Genomic DNA, 12966 nt, shown 5'->3' with positions numbered 1-12966 from the left:
AAACTATGGGCAACTTCCGCCGTGGAGTGTGGTATGGCGCGACAAAGGCCTGAAAGACGACAAACAATGCTCGACATTCTCAAGAAATCCGCGATCGCCGCCGGGCGCGCCATTCTCGACATCTACCACTCCGGCCCGGAAGTGCTTTACAAGCCCGACTGTTCGCCAGTGACGGATGCCGACGAATGTGCGGAGCGCATCATCCTGGCCGATCTCGCAGCCGCCTTTCCGGATATCCCCGTCGTGGCTGAGGAATCGGTGGCCGCCGGCTCCATCCCCGCTATCTCGGGCAAAACGTTCTTCCTTGTCGATCCGCTCGACGGGACCAAGGAGTTCATCGGCCGCCACAACGACTTCACAGTCAACATCGCGCTCATCGAAAACGGTGTGCCCGTTGCCGGCGTCGTCTATGCGCCGGCGCTCGGCATCCTCTATGCTGCAAGCGCCGGCAAGGCATTGAAATCGGTCGTCTCCGAGGCTTTTCTGGTCGAGCCGGAAACCGTGATCGGCTGTCGCAGCCGCGGCGATCGGCTGGTAGCGTTGGCGAGCCGCTCGCACAACAGCGCCGAGACCGTCGCCTATCTCGCCGAACACGGGATCACCGATTACGAGGCCGTCGGCTCGTCGCTCAAATTCTGTCTGCTGGCCGAAGGACTTGCCGACGTCTATCCGCGTTTCAGCCGCACGATGGAGTGGGACACGGCCGCCGGCGATGCGATCCTGCGGGCGGCGGGCGGCGAAACGCTGACGATGGAAGGCACGCCGCTGACGTACGGCAAACGCAATCAGGCAAACGACAGCGATTTTGCCAATCCCTGGTTCGTCTCGCGCGGCAAGACCTGAGAGGACGACAACGGCCGGCAGACTGTTAGACCGGCACCGCTTCGCCGTCCTTCGGCGTCGTTTCGCCGTCGCTAGCGCCGCTCTTGGTTGGCAGCTTGATCCGGAACCAGGCGAGATAAAGCGCCGGCAGGAACAGAAGCGTCAGCACCGTCCCGACGATGATGCCGCCCATCATCGCATAGGCCATCGGCCCCCAGAAGATTTCCCGCGCGATCGGGATCAGCCCGAGGCTTGCCGCTGCGGCCGTCAGCATGATCGGCCGCATGCGATGTTCGGTCGCCTCGCGCACCGCATCCCAGGCCGCCACCCCTTCCTTGCGCAGATCCTCAATCTGCACGACGAGGATGACCGAGTTTCGAATGAGAATGCCGATCAGCGCCAGCACACCGAGGATCGCCACGAAGCCGAGCGGCGCACCACTTGGCAGCAGCGCCGCGACCACGCCGATCAGCGCCAGTGGCGCCACGGCAAAGACCAGGAACAACCGCGAGAAACTCTGAAGCTGGATCATCAGGATCGTCGCCATCACAAACAGCATCAGGGGCACGACGGCGACAATCGGCGCCTGGCTCTTGGCGCTTTCCTCGATCGTGCCGCCGATCTCGATTTTGTAACCGTCCGGAAGCGCGGCGCCAAAGGCCGCCACGTCCTTTTCCAACTGTGCGGAAACCGTCGAGGGTTGTGCCGTTCCGTTGATTGCCGCCTTGACCGTGATCGTCGGCAGGCGCGAACGGCGCCAGACGACCGGCTGCTCCATCTCGTAGCGGAAGTTGGCAACCGCCGCCAAGGGCACCGAGTTCCCGTTGGCGCCGGGAAGCTGGAGATCGCGTAAAGTTTCGATCGATTGCCGTTCGGAGTCGCGCGCACGGCCGATAACATCGATCAGGTAGATGTCGTCGCGCACCTGTGTGACGGTCGTCCCTCCGACGATGCCGTTGAGGGCATTCGCGATATCCTGCGAGGTCACGCCGAGTTGGCGCGCCTTGTCCTGCAAGACGTCGACCTTGATCATGCGCGCCGGCTCGTTCCAATCGTAGACGATCTCACCCAATTGCGGATTGCGGCCGAGCACGGAGCTGAGATCGAGCGCATGTTTACGCACCTGTTCGATATCGGGCCCACTGACGCGATACTGGATCGGTCGCCCGACCGGCGGGCCGATGTCGAGCAGCTTCACATAGGCGTCCGTTCCGGGGAATGTCTGCTTGAGATAGGCCTGCAGGTCAGCGCGCACCTTGTCGCGCACGTCGAGCCCCTTGGTGACGATGATCATCTGCCCGAAGGAGGGATGCGGCGGCTGAACGTCGAAGGACAGCACGAAGCGCACGGCCCCCTCGCCGACATAAGTCGACCAGCGCAGCACATCCGGATTGCCGGTGAGCTTCTCCTTCTCGAACTTCGCCATCTGCGCATTGGTTTCCTCGATCGAGGAATTCTGCGGCAGCGACCAGTCGACGATGATCTCGGGCCGGTCGGATGAGGGAAAAAACTGCTGCTGCACGAAACCCATGCCGAAGACCGAAAGGCAGAAGACGGCGACCGTGGCGATGATCGTCGTCCAGCGCCAGTGCATGCAGAGATCGAGCAGCCTGGAAAACAGCCGCCCGACCCGGCCTTTTTCTCCGGCATGCTGCTTCATCGTTTTCGGCAGGATCGTGACCCCCAGAAGCGGCGCGAAGATCACCGCCACGATCCACGAGACCAGCAGCGAAATGGCGATGACGACGAACAGCGTGAAGGTGAACTCGCCGGCCGCGCTGTTGTTGAGGCCGATCGGGATGAAACCGGCAACGGTGACGAGCGTGCCCGTCAGCATCGGAAAGGCCGTCGAGGTATAGACGTAGGTCGCCGCCTTGCGCAGCGAATCGCCGACCTCCAGCCGCGCCACCATCATCTCCACCGCAATCATCGCATCGTCGACGAGCAGGCCAAGCGCGATGATCAGCGCGCCGAGCGAAACGCGCTGCAGCGAGATGCCCCAGTAGGACATGAAGACGAAGGTGATCGCCAGCGTCAGCGGAATGGAAAGCGCCACGACCAGGCCGGCGCGCATGCCCAGACTGACGAAGCTGACGGCAAGAACGATGATCACCGCTTCGAACAGCGCCCGCGTAAAGCCGGAGACCGCCTCCTCGACCACGAGCGGCTGGTCGGACACCAGGTGAACATCGACGCCGACCGGCAACCTCTGCTCGAGGCGCTCGATCTTCCGCTCGACCGCCTTGCCGAAATCGAGCAGATTGGAACCCTGCTTCATGCCGATCGCCAGCCCGATTGCCGGCTTGCCCTCGAAACGGAAGAGGGCTGACGGCGGATCGACATAGCCGCGGCTGATCGTTGCTATGTCGCTGAGACGAAAGAAGCGGTCATTGACCTGCAGGTTGACCGAACGGATGCTGTCTTCCGATGAAAACTGGCCGCCGACACGAATGCTGACGCGCTCGCCTTCGGTCTGGATGACGCCCGAGGGAGAGACCGCGTTCTGGGCCTGCAGCGTCTCGATGACCTGCTGCTGGTTGATGCCGAGGGCTGCGAGCTGGCGCGGCGAAAACTCGAGGTAGATCACCTCGTCCTGCGCGCCGATCAGATCGACCTTGCCAATGTTCGGCACCGTCAGGATATCGCGGCGCGCATCCTCGACATAGTCGCGCAGCTGGCGCGGGGTCAGCCCGTCGCCGGTGAAGGCATAGATGTTGCCGAAGACGTCGCCGAAGCGGTCGTTGAAGGCAGGACCGATGACACCCGAAGGAAAATCCCCGCGAATGTCGTTGATCATGTTGCGAACCGTGACCCAGGTCGCCGCCACATTGCGCGCCTTCGTCTCGGGCTTCAGGTTGACGAAGACCAGCGTCTGGCCCGGCGTCGTCATGCTCTTGGTGTAGTCGAGCGATTCCAGTTCCTCGAGCTTGCGCTCGATGCGCTCCGTGACCTGAAGCGTGGTTTCCTCGACCGACGCGCCCGGCCAGGCGGCCGAGATCGTCATCGTCTTGATGGTGAAGGACGGGTCCTCCTCGCGGCCAAGCTCCACATAGGAGGTGATACCGAGCACGACGAAGACGATCATGAAGTACCAGACCATCGAGCTGTGATCGAGCGCCCAGTCCGAAAGGTTGAACTTCTTCATGAACGCGCTCCGTCGGAAATCTTTACCTTCTGGCCTTCCTCAAGGCTGTGCGCGCCCGCCGTGGCGATGCGCTCTCCCGGCTTGAGCCCCGCGGTCACCGGCCTCAGGCCGCCGGAACTAGCGCCGACTTCGACTTCCCGTGCCGTGACATCGCCGCCCGGTTCATTGACGATCCAGACAAAGGTCTTGCCGTCGCGTTCGAACACGGCAGTCGAAGGAATGAGCATGAGTTCATGCTCGGCGCCCTGGCGCGTCGCTGTGATCGTCGTTCCGAGCCTGAACCCGACGGGCGGATTGTCGAGCGCGATCTTCACGCGCCGGGTCCGGGTGACCGGGTCGGCGGCCGGCGCGATCTCGCGCACCGTGCCGTTGACCTTGAGATCCGGATTGATCTGCAGCGCGACCGAGAACGGCGTGCCGATCGGAAACAGCGCGATGCCGTCGGGCACGTCGACGACCGCGTCGCGCTCGCCGGGCCTGGCGACGGTCACGACCATCTCGCCGGCCGACACCACCTGGCCGACCTCGGCCCCGGTCGCCGTGACGATGCCGTCGAAATTGGATTTCAGCTTGGTGTATGAGAGTTGTTCTTCGGACTTCGCCAACCCCGCCGTCGCCCGTATGAGCGATGCCTGCGCCGCTTCGCGGCTTTGCTGGGCGCTATCGACCGTGGCCTGGCTTTCCGTATCGGTTTTCAGCAGTGCGGTCAGGCGTTCTTCGGCAGCGGTTGCGTTGGAAAGCGTCGCTTCTGCGCTTGCCAGATCGGCTTTTGCCGACCGCAGCGCCAGTTCGAAGGCGGTGGGGTCGAGGGCCGCAAGTTCGGCGCCCGCAACCACCGCATCGCCGACGGTCACATCACGGGCGACAAGCCGGCCGATTACCCGGAAGCCAAGCTCCGTCTGCACCTTGGGCTGCACTTTTCCGGCAAAGCTCGCGGCTGCGTCAACGCGCTCACTGACAACCATAGACAGAACAGGGCGAACGACCTCGATCGCCTGCTCCTCTTCCTTCTGGCACCCGGCGAGCAGCAGCAATGCGGCAATCGGCACGATCGGCCGCGGGAATCTCGACCAGCTCATTTCGCCTGCTCCTCTGCCACCGCATGCACCGCCAGGCCCGGGCGCAGGAATTTGCCGCCCTCCGCCACGATCCTGTCGCCGACCGAAAGCCCGGAAGCGACCAGCACCCGGCCGCTTTCATAGGACTTCACCTCGATCGGCTTGAGGCTGACCGTGCTGTCCCTGGGATCGACGATCCAGACCGCCGGCTTTCCGTCGGCGGCAGTCAGCGCCGTCCACGGCAGCGCGATGACCTTGGCCGGCTCGAAACGGGCGACACCCGTCACCGACGAGCCGAGCGTCATGCGCTCCGGCGTCTCCTGCATCGCCAGCTTCACCCGCACCGTGCCGGCCTTGTCGTCTATCGTCGGGGAGATCTCGCTCACGCGCGCGATCGCCGTGATCGAGGGGTCGCTGACCAGCGCCAGCGTCACGTCCTCGCTCGCCGGCCTCATGAACAACAGGCCCTCGTGAACATTGAAGATGGCGTCCCGCGGGCCGTCCTTGGCAACGGAGAACATGGTTTGCGCCGCCTGTACCACCTGCCCCACCTCGGCATGCCGCACCGTGACGATACCGGCAGCACTTGAGCGCAGCTCGGTATAGGAAAGGGCAGTTCGCGCACTCTCCAGTTCCGCGTTGGCAGCATCGAGCGCGCTTGCAGCAGTGCGCGCGGCAGTCTCGGCCTGGTCGAGATCACGGCGCGTGGTAAAGCCTTGCGCCATCAGCGTGTTTTGCCGTGCCAAAGTCGCCGTGGCCTGCCGCAGCTGCGCTTCTGCGGCCTTTACCGCCGCTTCGGATGCTTGAACATCAGCTTCCTGTTCGCGCGGGTCGATCTTCGCCAGAAGCTCGCCTTCATCGACATGGCCGCCGACGTCGGCGAACCACTGCGTCACCTGGCCGCTGACGCGAAAGGCAAGGTTCGCCTGCACATGCGCCACGACTTCACCGGTCAGGGTGACGGTCTGCTGGTAATCGGTGAGCGCCGCTTCGACGATCCGAACAGTTGTTTCCGGCCTTGCGGCTTCCGCCTCCTGCTTCTCGCACGAGGCCAGAAAAATCGTCGAGGCGAGCACGATTGCCCAACCACAGTGCCGCACGCTGCATGTGAATTGCGCCATACGCTCCACCCGGCTCCAGCATTGATCGGGGCTTCTCGAGTGCCCGCCAACAGACAAGATGCGCCTCGCCTTCGTCGCGAGCATGCCAACAAAGTCGCATACTTGGCCGGTGTCTGGAAGTCCTCAGTCTGTAAACAGCGCTGCGACCGATGGTGGCAGCGCTGATCGACACACGCAGTGAAGAAGCACACGGCGAGGCGGTTAAACGCCCTCGCGCCTGGTGGCCGTGGCGATCAGATTACCGATCGAGCTCTCGTTGAACGGTTTGTCGATCCTGGGGACGCCGCGCAGATGCGCCGGAAAGATCTCCGCATCGCCGTATCCGCTGGTAAAACCGAAACACAGCCCACGGGCTATGATCGCGTCGGCAACCGCAAAGCTCGTCTCATTCTCGAGATTGACATCGAGCATGATGAAATCGAACGTTTGTGCGGAAATGAGCTGCATCGCCTGCTCGGCGTTGGTTGCGATCTGCACGTTGGAGATCCCGATGGATGTCAGGATTTCCTCCGCATCCATCGCGATGATGAAATTATCTTCCAGAACGAGCACAGTTCTGATCGACGGTGGAATCTCGATCGTTGGCATTCGGTCCACCTTTCATGCAGGCCTGTTTGCGAAGGCGTTTACGACCTGCGCAATGAAGCTACGAGCTATAGGCCCGATAAGACTTTGGGGCATTTAAAAAAGACATGTTGCCCTTCATCGCAGCGGCAGCCTTCATCACATCTTCGAGTGCGCGCAAAGGAACAACCGGCGCGACCGGGCGTTCAATGGAAAGCGGCGCATGGGCGGATGGCAGCCGCGCGACCGCACCACGACACCAATATGATTTTCCGAAACGGATTGGAGAAAGATCATGGCACAGGCAGCCTCCGTGCTGAAACCGAAGGTCAAGGACGAGGAATTCGACATCGGGCTGAAGAAGGCTTATCGCCAACAGATGGCGGCCGCTCTCTCCGACATCCTCGCCGACACCTACAAGCTCGTCATCAAGAGCCACATCTATCACTGGAACGTCGTTGGCCCACTGTTCAAGCCGCTGCACGAATTGACAGAGGAACACTACAACACCCTGTTCAAGGCCACCGACATCATCGCCGAGCGCATCCGCGCGCTTGGCCATCTCGCCCCGGCAAAGCTTGGTGAGGCCAATCAATTCGCTCCGACCAGCGCCTCGGTCAACCACACAACGGCGGCCGATATGGTCGCGGACCTGATTGCCGACCACGAGGCCGCCGTCCGGCGCATGCGCGACGCCGGAGTGAAAGCCGATGAGAACGACGACCTTGTGACGACGGACATGCTGACCGATCGCCTGACGTTCCACGAAAAGGCACTGTGGATGCTGAGAGCGATCGTCGCCGCCTGACGGCTCCAACCCCTGTGACGTCGCGTCAAGCCCCGCCGCCCGGCGGGGCTTCTTGCGTCTTGATCAAGAACGGTGAAGCGTCAGATCAGCGGCCGCTTGGTCTCGCTGAACCCTTCCCAGCCGGCAATCGCCAGCAGGCCGTCGATATCACGGACATTGCAGCCCTTGTCGGCCCAGCGGATCATGCCGCGTTCGGCCAGCTTCTTCAGCGTCTTGTTGGTATGGACGATCGACAGGCCGAGCGTATCGGCTACGTGCTGCTGGGTGATGGGGATTGCCACGCGGCTTCCGTTGAACAGGTCGAGTGCCTTGGCGCGCTGATAAAGGAAGGCGATGAGATAGGCCGCACGCTCCAGCGCCGAGCGGCGGCCGATGCTCAAGAGGTTCTCATCGAGGATGCGCTCTTCGCGCGCCGCAATCCAGGTCAGATCGTAGGCGAGGTCGGGATAGCTCGCGTAGAGCCGATTGAGCTTGCCCCGTTCAAAGACGCAGAGCGTGACGGGGGAGAGCGCCTCGATCGAGTGCTGCATTTCCCCCATGAGGCTGCCCTGCAGGCCGATGAGATCCCCGGGCATGATGTAATTGAGGATCTGCCGGCGCCCGTCGTCGAGCATCTTGTAGCGAAATCCCCAACCGGACAGGACGGTAAAGAGATGGGCGCTGTGCGAGCCTTCCACCAGGATCGTCGCGCCGCCGTCGACGGCAAGCTCACCGGTCTTGAATTTCGAGACAAAGGCGAGTTCTTCCGGCTCAAATGCACGGAAATGCTCCAGTTTGCGCAAGGGACAGCTTTCGCATGGTGTCCGCTTGTCATTCCGCGCTTCCGTTGCAGCCATCAATCCATCCGATACATGTTGCGGCAGGCCGGTTCGGCTGCCAATTCCTGATCGGAACTAGCGTGCGTGGCCGGGGCGGCAAGGTTTGCACTGGTAAAAATGGATAGATTTCAGGCGCTTCATCACTCCGGGCATTTCCTGCGGCAATGGACAGCCGTCAGTTCGCGCCCTATCTCTTGCGTCAGATTCTGACTGCTGGAGCCTCCGTCATGCCTCATCCCGCTTTTGCCCCCGACCATCTTGCCGTCGTCACTGGTGCTGCGTCCGGCATCGGCCTTGCCAGCGCCCGCCGCTTTGCGCGGCTCGGCATGCGCGTCGTGCTCGCCGATCTCGAGGGCGAGCGCCTGACGCAAGCCGCGGCGGAGGTCTCGGAGCTTTCGCCGCATGGCACGACATACGTTGTCGCCATTCCCACCGATGTCTCCCATCTTGAGAATATCGAAGCGCTGCAGCACGCCGTCCGCGAGCGCTTCGGCCCCGTGCATGTGCTGATGAACAATGCCGGAATTCAGCCGGGGAGCGCCATGTTCGGCCCGCAGGCAAACTGGGAGGCGGTGCTCGCCGTCAATCTCTGGGGCGTCATCAATGGTTCGCGTGTGTTCGCGCCTCACATGACCGCACATGGGCAACCGGCCGTGATCATCAACACCGGCTCGAAACAGGGCATCACCACGCCTCCAGGCGACCCCGCCTACAATGTTTCGAAGGCCGGCGTGAAAGCGTTCACCGAGGCGCTCGAACATGACTTGCGCAACATCGCCGGAGGCAAGCTTCACGCCCATCTGCTTATTCCCGGCTTCGTCTATACGTCGCTCACCGCCAATGGCCGCACGGAAAAGCCCGAGGGCGCCTGGACACCGGATGAGACCGTCGACTTCATGATGGAAAGCCTTGAGAGCGGCGACTTCTACATTCTCTGCCCTGACAACGACGTCGCGAGGTCTACCGACGAGAAGCGCATCCTGTGGGCGGCCGGCGACATCGTCGAGAACCGGCCGCCGCTGTCGCGCTGGCATCCTGACTATGCCGACGCTTTCAAGGCCTTCCTCTCCAAGGATCGGAGCTGACTTTCCGCCCACGTTGAACACAGCGTTCTCAGCCGCGGTTCTGGCGCCGGCGATCCGCCTGTGGTTTGTGAGCGCATCATATCGGGAGACGAAACATGACGAGCGGCATCCACCACATCACGCTGATTGCCCGCAAGGTGCAGGCCAATGTCGATTTCTACGTCGGCTTCCTCGGCCTGCGCCTCGTCAAGCGGACTGGCGGCTACGAGGATGCCACCCAGCTCCATCTCTTCTACGGCGACGCCGAAGGATCGCCCGGTTCGCTCGTGACATTCTTGATGTGGGAAGACGGCGCACCCGGTCGTGTCGGCCACGGCCAGCCGAGCGAGATCGCCTTTGCCATCGCGCCTGAAAGCATCGGTTTCTGGCTGACGCGGGCGCTACAGCACAACATCAAGATCGCCGGTCCGGCCCAGGAATTCGGCGAACCGGTGCTGCGGCTGAAGGACCCCGACGGGGTCATCGTCAAGCTCGTTGGAACGCAAGCGCTGTCCGCCGCAGCCCCTTGGAGCACGCGCGACATTCCGGAGGCCGACGCCATCCGGCGCCTGCGTGGCGCCACGATCCTGACGGAGCAACCGGCCGAATCCGCCCGCTTTCTCGCCGAGCATTTCGGTTACAGTGAAACCGGCTCCACCGACACCATCCGCCGCTTCACCTCGCAATCGGGCGACATCATCGACGTGCGCAATGCCACCGGCTTCTGGACTGCAGCACCCGGCACCGGCACGATCGACCACATCGCCTTTCGCGCTCCCGACAAGGAGACGGTGCTGAAGGTCCGCGACGACCTCAAGCGCGACGATGCCACCGTCAACGCGCATGATCGAAAATACTTCTATTCGCTTTATGTCCGCGAACCCGGCGGCTCGCTCTATGAGTTTGCAACCGACAAGCCCGGCTTCACGGTCGATGAGCCCAGGGAGACGCTCGGCACGCAACTGTTCATCCCTGCCCATTTCGCCGACCGCACCGCAGAAACGCTGGTCAGCCTGCCGCAATTCGCGCTGCCGGGCGAGCCGCGCCTGACGGAGCGCGATCTGCCTTTCGTTCACCGTTTCTATCATCCAGAGACGCCCGACGACCGCACCTTCGTGCTTCTTCATGGCAGCGGCGGAAACGAGACGCAGCTCCTCCACCTCGGCCATCAGGTGGATGGCGACGCGACGCTGCTCGGCGTTCGCGGCCGCTCGACAGAAGAAGGCTCGCCGCGCTGGTTCCGGCGCTATTCCTCGACCACCTTCGACCAGAAGGACGCGCGCGCCGAAGCCGATGCCTTTGCCGCCTTTCTCGAAGGCGCGCGCGACGGCTATGGCATCGATCTCTCAAAGGCAGTGTTCATCGGCTATTCCAACGGCGCCAACCTGCTGGTCGCACTGATGACACTGCATCCGGGTTTGATCCGCAACGTGGTACTGATGCGCTCGATGATGGTGCTCGACGACATGCCGACACCGGACCTTGCAGGCACGAACATCCTGCTTTTGACCGGCAAGTCCGACAGCTACGGCCAGTTCGCGCCGCGCCTGAGAGCCGAGCTGGAGAAGACCGGCGCGAACCTGACGGCGATCGATCTCGACATGGGCCACGAGATCGGCGCCTCCGACATCGCCGCCATCCAGCAGTGGTTGGAGGAAGAAGGCGTCTAAGGGGTCGCAGGCTGCCGGGGGAATCCGGTGCTATGGGCCACGGCCGACCCACGCTCAACGTCATGCTCGGGTTTGACCCGAGCATCCATACCCGCCAATCCCTGAAGGGCCGTGTGGGCAACCACTATGGATCCTCTGGTCGAGCCCGAGGACGACAAAATTCGGTCTTTCGCCATAGGCAAGACCTGAAGAATTCGCTTCAGAAGCGACGGTCTTAACGGCCGTTCTGCGCTCCGGCAAAGTCGGCGAAAGCCTTGACGAACGCGCGCAGCCTATCGCCGGCTTCTGAGTCCGTCAGCACCCCATCCTGATCGAACAAGGTTTCCGCACGCGGCAGCATCAGCCGCTTGCCCGACCAGAGTTCGGCGCCGAGCGTGCGCATGACCGGCAGCCAGGCATTCTGGCTGAGGATCGTGCCGAAATTGCCGGGCGACGTGCCCGCAAGCGCAAAATGCCGGCCACGGAACACCTTGGCGATATCGGCCGAGGGCCGGCTCAGCCAATCGATCGCATTCTTGAAAACACCGGGCATCGAATTGTTGTATTCCGGCGTGAACAAGATCACGCCGTCGGCCGCCATGATCTTATGCTTCAGCGCGGTGACCGCTTCGGGATTTCCGTCCTTTGCTTCGACGTCGCCGTCATAGAGCGGAATGCCGTGCAGCGTCGCGGTGTCGAACTCGATACCGTCGGGCGCATCGGCCGCGGCCGCCCTCATCAGACCAGTGTTGAACGACGCCTTTCTGAGGCTTCCTGAAATGCCGAGGATTTTCACCATGACCTGACCCTTTTCTGCCTGTTGCCGCCATCATGGGTCGGAGCAGTCAGAAAGCCAATGGGATCAGAGGGATATAGACGAAAAAGCCGGGGACGAGTCCCGGCTTTTTGCAATTTCATCGTTACTCCAGCGGCTTCAGCCGTGCCTCGATCTGGGCGCGCTTCGGCTCCAGGAACGGCGGCAGCGACAGGCTTTCGCCGAGCGTCTCCATCGGTTCGTCCACCGCAAAACCCGGTCCGTCGGTGGCGATCTCGAACAAGACGCCGTTCGGCTCGCGGAAGTAGAGCGAGCGGAAATAGTAGCGCTCGACCTCACCGCTCGACGGCAGGCGGAAGCCCTGCAGGCGCTCTGTCCATTCCGTCAGCGCATCCGTATCCGGCGCCCGGAAGGCGACGTGATGCACGGCGCCAGCCCCCTGACGAGCAATCGGCAGACCCGGCTGAACCGCCACATGCAACTCAGCCGCCGGACCGCCCTCGCCCATTGAGAACACATGAACCTGACCCTCGCCATCCGGCGACGGATAGCGTCTCGCCTCGATCATGTTCATCACCTTGGTCAGCACCAGCTCGGTGTTGGTGATATCAGGAACGCTGATGGTGATGGGACCAAGACCCTTGATCTGGTGCTCGGCCGCAACCGGGCTCCTTTCCCAGGGGTGCGAAGGCGAAAGTCCGCCGTCGTCGATCAGCCGGAAACGCTGGCCTTCGCCATCCTCGAAGTCGAGCGAGGTGCGGCCATCGATTTCGCTGACGTCGCCGGCAGTCACCTTCATCTCGTCGAGGCGGCCCTTCCACCAGCGAACACTATCGCCGCTACCGACCCGCAGGCCAGTGCGCGAGATGCTGTGTGTGCCGCGGCCTTCCCGGCCCACCGGCCAGTCGAAGAAGGTCAGGTCCGTTCCGGGCGTGGCTTTGCCGTCGGCGTAGAAGAGGTGATAGGCGGTGGTATCGTCCTGGTTGACAGTCTTCTTGACCAGGCGAAGCCCGAGAACCTTCGTGTAGAAGCGCAGGTTTTCCGGCGCGTTCGCCGTGATCGCCGTCAGATGATGGATACCCGTCAGTTGCAAACTCATGATTGCCTCCAATGTGTGGCTTTTCCGTTGAGCACAATATGGG

General features: G+C 62.6%; 11 protein-coding genes. 4 read left to right on the top strand and 7 right to left on the bottom strand.

Annotated elements, in window-relative coordinates; genetic code table 11:
• Window positions 1-66 precede the first annotated feature (66 nt).
• Window positions 67-843 (top strand): 3'(2'),5'-bisphosphate nucleotidase CysQ, encoded by a 777-nt coding sequence (cysQ, locus tag BLJAPNOD_RS08200; protein ID WP_115419466.1) that lies wholly within the window; start codon window positions 67-69, stop codon window positions 841-843.
• A gap of 25 nt (window positions 844-868) precedes the next feature.
• On the opposite strand, the gene BLJAPNOD_RS08195 is transcribed toward cysQ, so the two are convergent.
• The 4 genes from BLJAPNOD_RS08195 to BLJAPNOD_RS08180 form a co-directional block, all read right to left on the bottom strand.
• Window positions 869-3967: an efflux RND transporter permease subunit gene (locus BLJAPNOD_RS08195; protein ID WP_115419465.1), complete on the bottom strand. Its 3099-nt coding sequence runs from the start codon at window positions 3965-3967 to the stop codon at window positions 869-871.
• The gene (locus BLJAPNOD_RS08190; protein ID WP_115419464.1) at window positions 3964-5046 is read right to left on the bottom strand and encodes an efflux RND transporter periplasmic adaptor subunit; all 1083 of its coding nucleotides are present in this window, start codon (window positions 5044-5046) and stop codon (window positions 3964-3966) included. The genes BLJAPNOD_RS08195 and BLJAPNOD_RS08190 overlap by 4 nt, the downstream gene beginning before the upstream one ends.
• Window positions 5043-6146, bottom strand: a complete 1104-nt coding sequence (locus BLJAPNOD_RS08185) for an efflux RND transporter periplasmic adaptor subunit (protein ID WP_115419463.1) — start codon at window positions 6144-6146, stop codon at window positions 5043-5045. Before BLJAPNOD_RS08185 ends, BLJAPNOD_RS08190 begins: the two co-directional genes overlap by 4 nt.
• A 201-nt stretch (window positions 6147-6347) precedes the next feature.
• Window positions 6348-6734, bottom strand: coding sequence for a response regulator (locus tag BLJAPNOD_RS08180; RefSeq protein ID WP_115419462.1), 387 nt, complete (start codon window positions 6732-6734; stop codon window positions 6348-6350).
• 271 nt (window positions 6735-7005) lie between these two features.
• Between BLJAPNOD_RS08180 and BLJAPNOD_RS08175 the strand changes: the two genes are divergently transcribed.
• A complete protein-coding gene (locus BLJAPNOD_RS08175) occupies window positions 7006-7518 on the top strand; it encodes a DNA starvation/stationary phase protection protein (protein ID WP_115419461.1) in 513 nt (170 codons plus the stop codon).
• An 80-nt stretch (window positions 7519-7598) separates the two neighbouring features.
• On the opposite strand, the gene BLJAPNOD_RS08170 is transcribed toward BLJAPNOD_RS08175, so the two are convergent.
• Window positions 7599-8354 (bottom strand): Crp/Fnr family transcriptional regulator, encoded by a 756-nt coding sequence (locus tag BLJAPNOD_RS08170; protein WP_115419460.1) that lies wholly within the window; start codon window positions 8352-8354, stop codon window positions 7599-7601.
• Between the two features lie 209 nt (window positions 8355-8563).
• On the opposite strand from BLJAPNOD_RS08170, the gene BLJAPNOD_RS08165 reads away from it, so the two are divergent.
• Together BLJAPNOD_RS08165 and BLJAPNOD_RS08160 are read left to right on the top strand one after the other, a co-directional pair.
• A complete protein-coding gene (locus tag BLJAPNOD_RS08165) occupies window positions 8564-9421 on the top strand; it encodes an SDR family NAD(P)-dependent oxidoreductase (RefSeq protein WP_115421192.1) in 858 nt (285 codons plus the stop codon).
• Between the two features lie 95 nt (window positions 9422-9516).
• Complete coding sequence (locus BLJAPNOD_RS08160; protein ID WP_115419459.1) at window positions 9517-11070, top strand: VOC family protein; 1554 nt, start codon at window positions 9517-9519, stop codon at window positions 11068-11070.
• Window positions 11071-11284: 214 nt separating this feature from the next.
• On the opposite strand, the gene BLJAPNOD_RS08155 is transcribed toward BLJAPNOD_RS08160, so the two are convergent.
• Both BLJAPNOD_RS08155 and BLJAPNOD_RS08150 read right to left on the bottom strand, forming a co-directional pair.
• Window positions 11285-11848 (bottom strand): NADPH-dependent FMN reductase, encoded by a 564-nt coding sequence (locus tag BLJAPNOD_RS08155; protein WP_115419458.1) that lies wholly within the window; start codon window positions 11846-11848, stop codon window positions 11285-11287.
• Window positions 11849-11969: 121 nt separating this feature from the next.
• Complete coding sequence (locus BLJAPNOD_RS08150) at window positions 11970-12923, bottom strand: ring-cleaving dioxygenase (RefSeq protein WP_115421191.1); 954 nt, start codon at window positions 12921-12923, stop codon at window positions 11970-11972.
• Window positions 12924-12966: the final 43 nt, after the last annotated feature.

The organism is Ensifer sp. M14, assembly GCF_003355565.1.
Taxonomy (GTDB): domain Bacteria; phylum Pseudomonadota; class Alphaproteobacteria; order Rhizobiales; family Rhizobiaceae; genus Ensifer.
This window is presented reverse-complemented; position numbering and strand designations above follow the sequence as displayed.

Bases quoted from the DNA above. Each gene is read 5' to 3' on its own strand.
- BLJAPNOD_RS08170 (WP_115419460.1), bottom strand. From the start codon at position 8,354: ATGGCTGCAACGGAAGCGCGGAATGACAAGCGGACACCATGCGAAAGC.
- BLJAPNOD_RS08165 (WP_115421192.1), top strand. From the start codon at position 8,564: ATGCCTCATCCCGCTTTTGCCCCCGACCATCTTGCCGTCGTCACTGGT.
- BLJAPNOD_RS08190 (WP_115419464.1), bottom strand. From the start codon at position 5,046: ATGAGCTGGTCGAGATTCCCGCGGCCGATCGTGCCGATTGCCGCATTG.
- BLJAPNOD_RS08185 (WP_115419463.1), bottom strand. From the start codon at position 6,146: ATGGCGCAATTCACATGCAGCGTGCGGCACTGTGGTTGGGCAATCGTG.
- BLJAPNOD_RS08195 (WP_115419465.1), bottom strand. From the start codon at position 3,967: ATGAAGAAGTTCAACCTTTCGGACTGGGCGCTCGATCACAGCTCGATG.
- BLJAPNOD_RS08160 (WP_115419459.1), top strand. From the start codon at position 9,517: ATGACGAGCGGCATCCACCACATCACGCTGATTGCCCGCAAGGTGCAG.
- BLJAPNOD_RS08150 (WP_115421191.1), bottom strand. From the start codon at position 12,923: ATGAGTTTGCAACTGACGGGTATCCATCATCTGACGGCGATCACGGCG.
- cysQ (WP_115419466.1), top strand. From the start codon at position 67: ATGCTCGACATTCTCAAGAAATCCGCGATCGCCGCCGGGCGCGCCATT.
- BLJAPNOD_RS08180 (WP_115419462.1), bottom strand. From the start codon at position 6,734: ATGCCAACGATCGAGATTCCACCGTCGATCAGAACTGTGCTCGTTCTG.
- BLJAPNOD_RS08155 (WP_115419458.1), bottom strand. From the start codon at position 11,848: ATGGTGAAAATCCTCGGCATTTCAGGAAGCCTCAGAAAGGCGTCGTTC.
- BLJAPNOD_RS08175 (WP_115419461.1), top strand. From the start codon at position 7,006: ATGGCACAGGCAGCCTCCGTGCTGAAACCGAAGGTCAAGGACGAGGAA.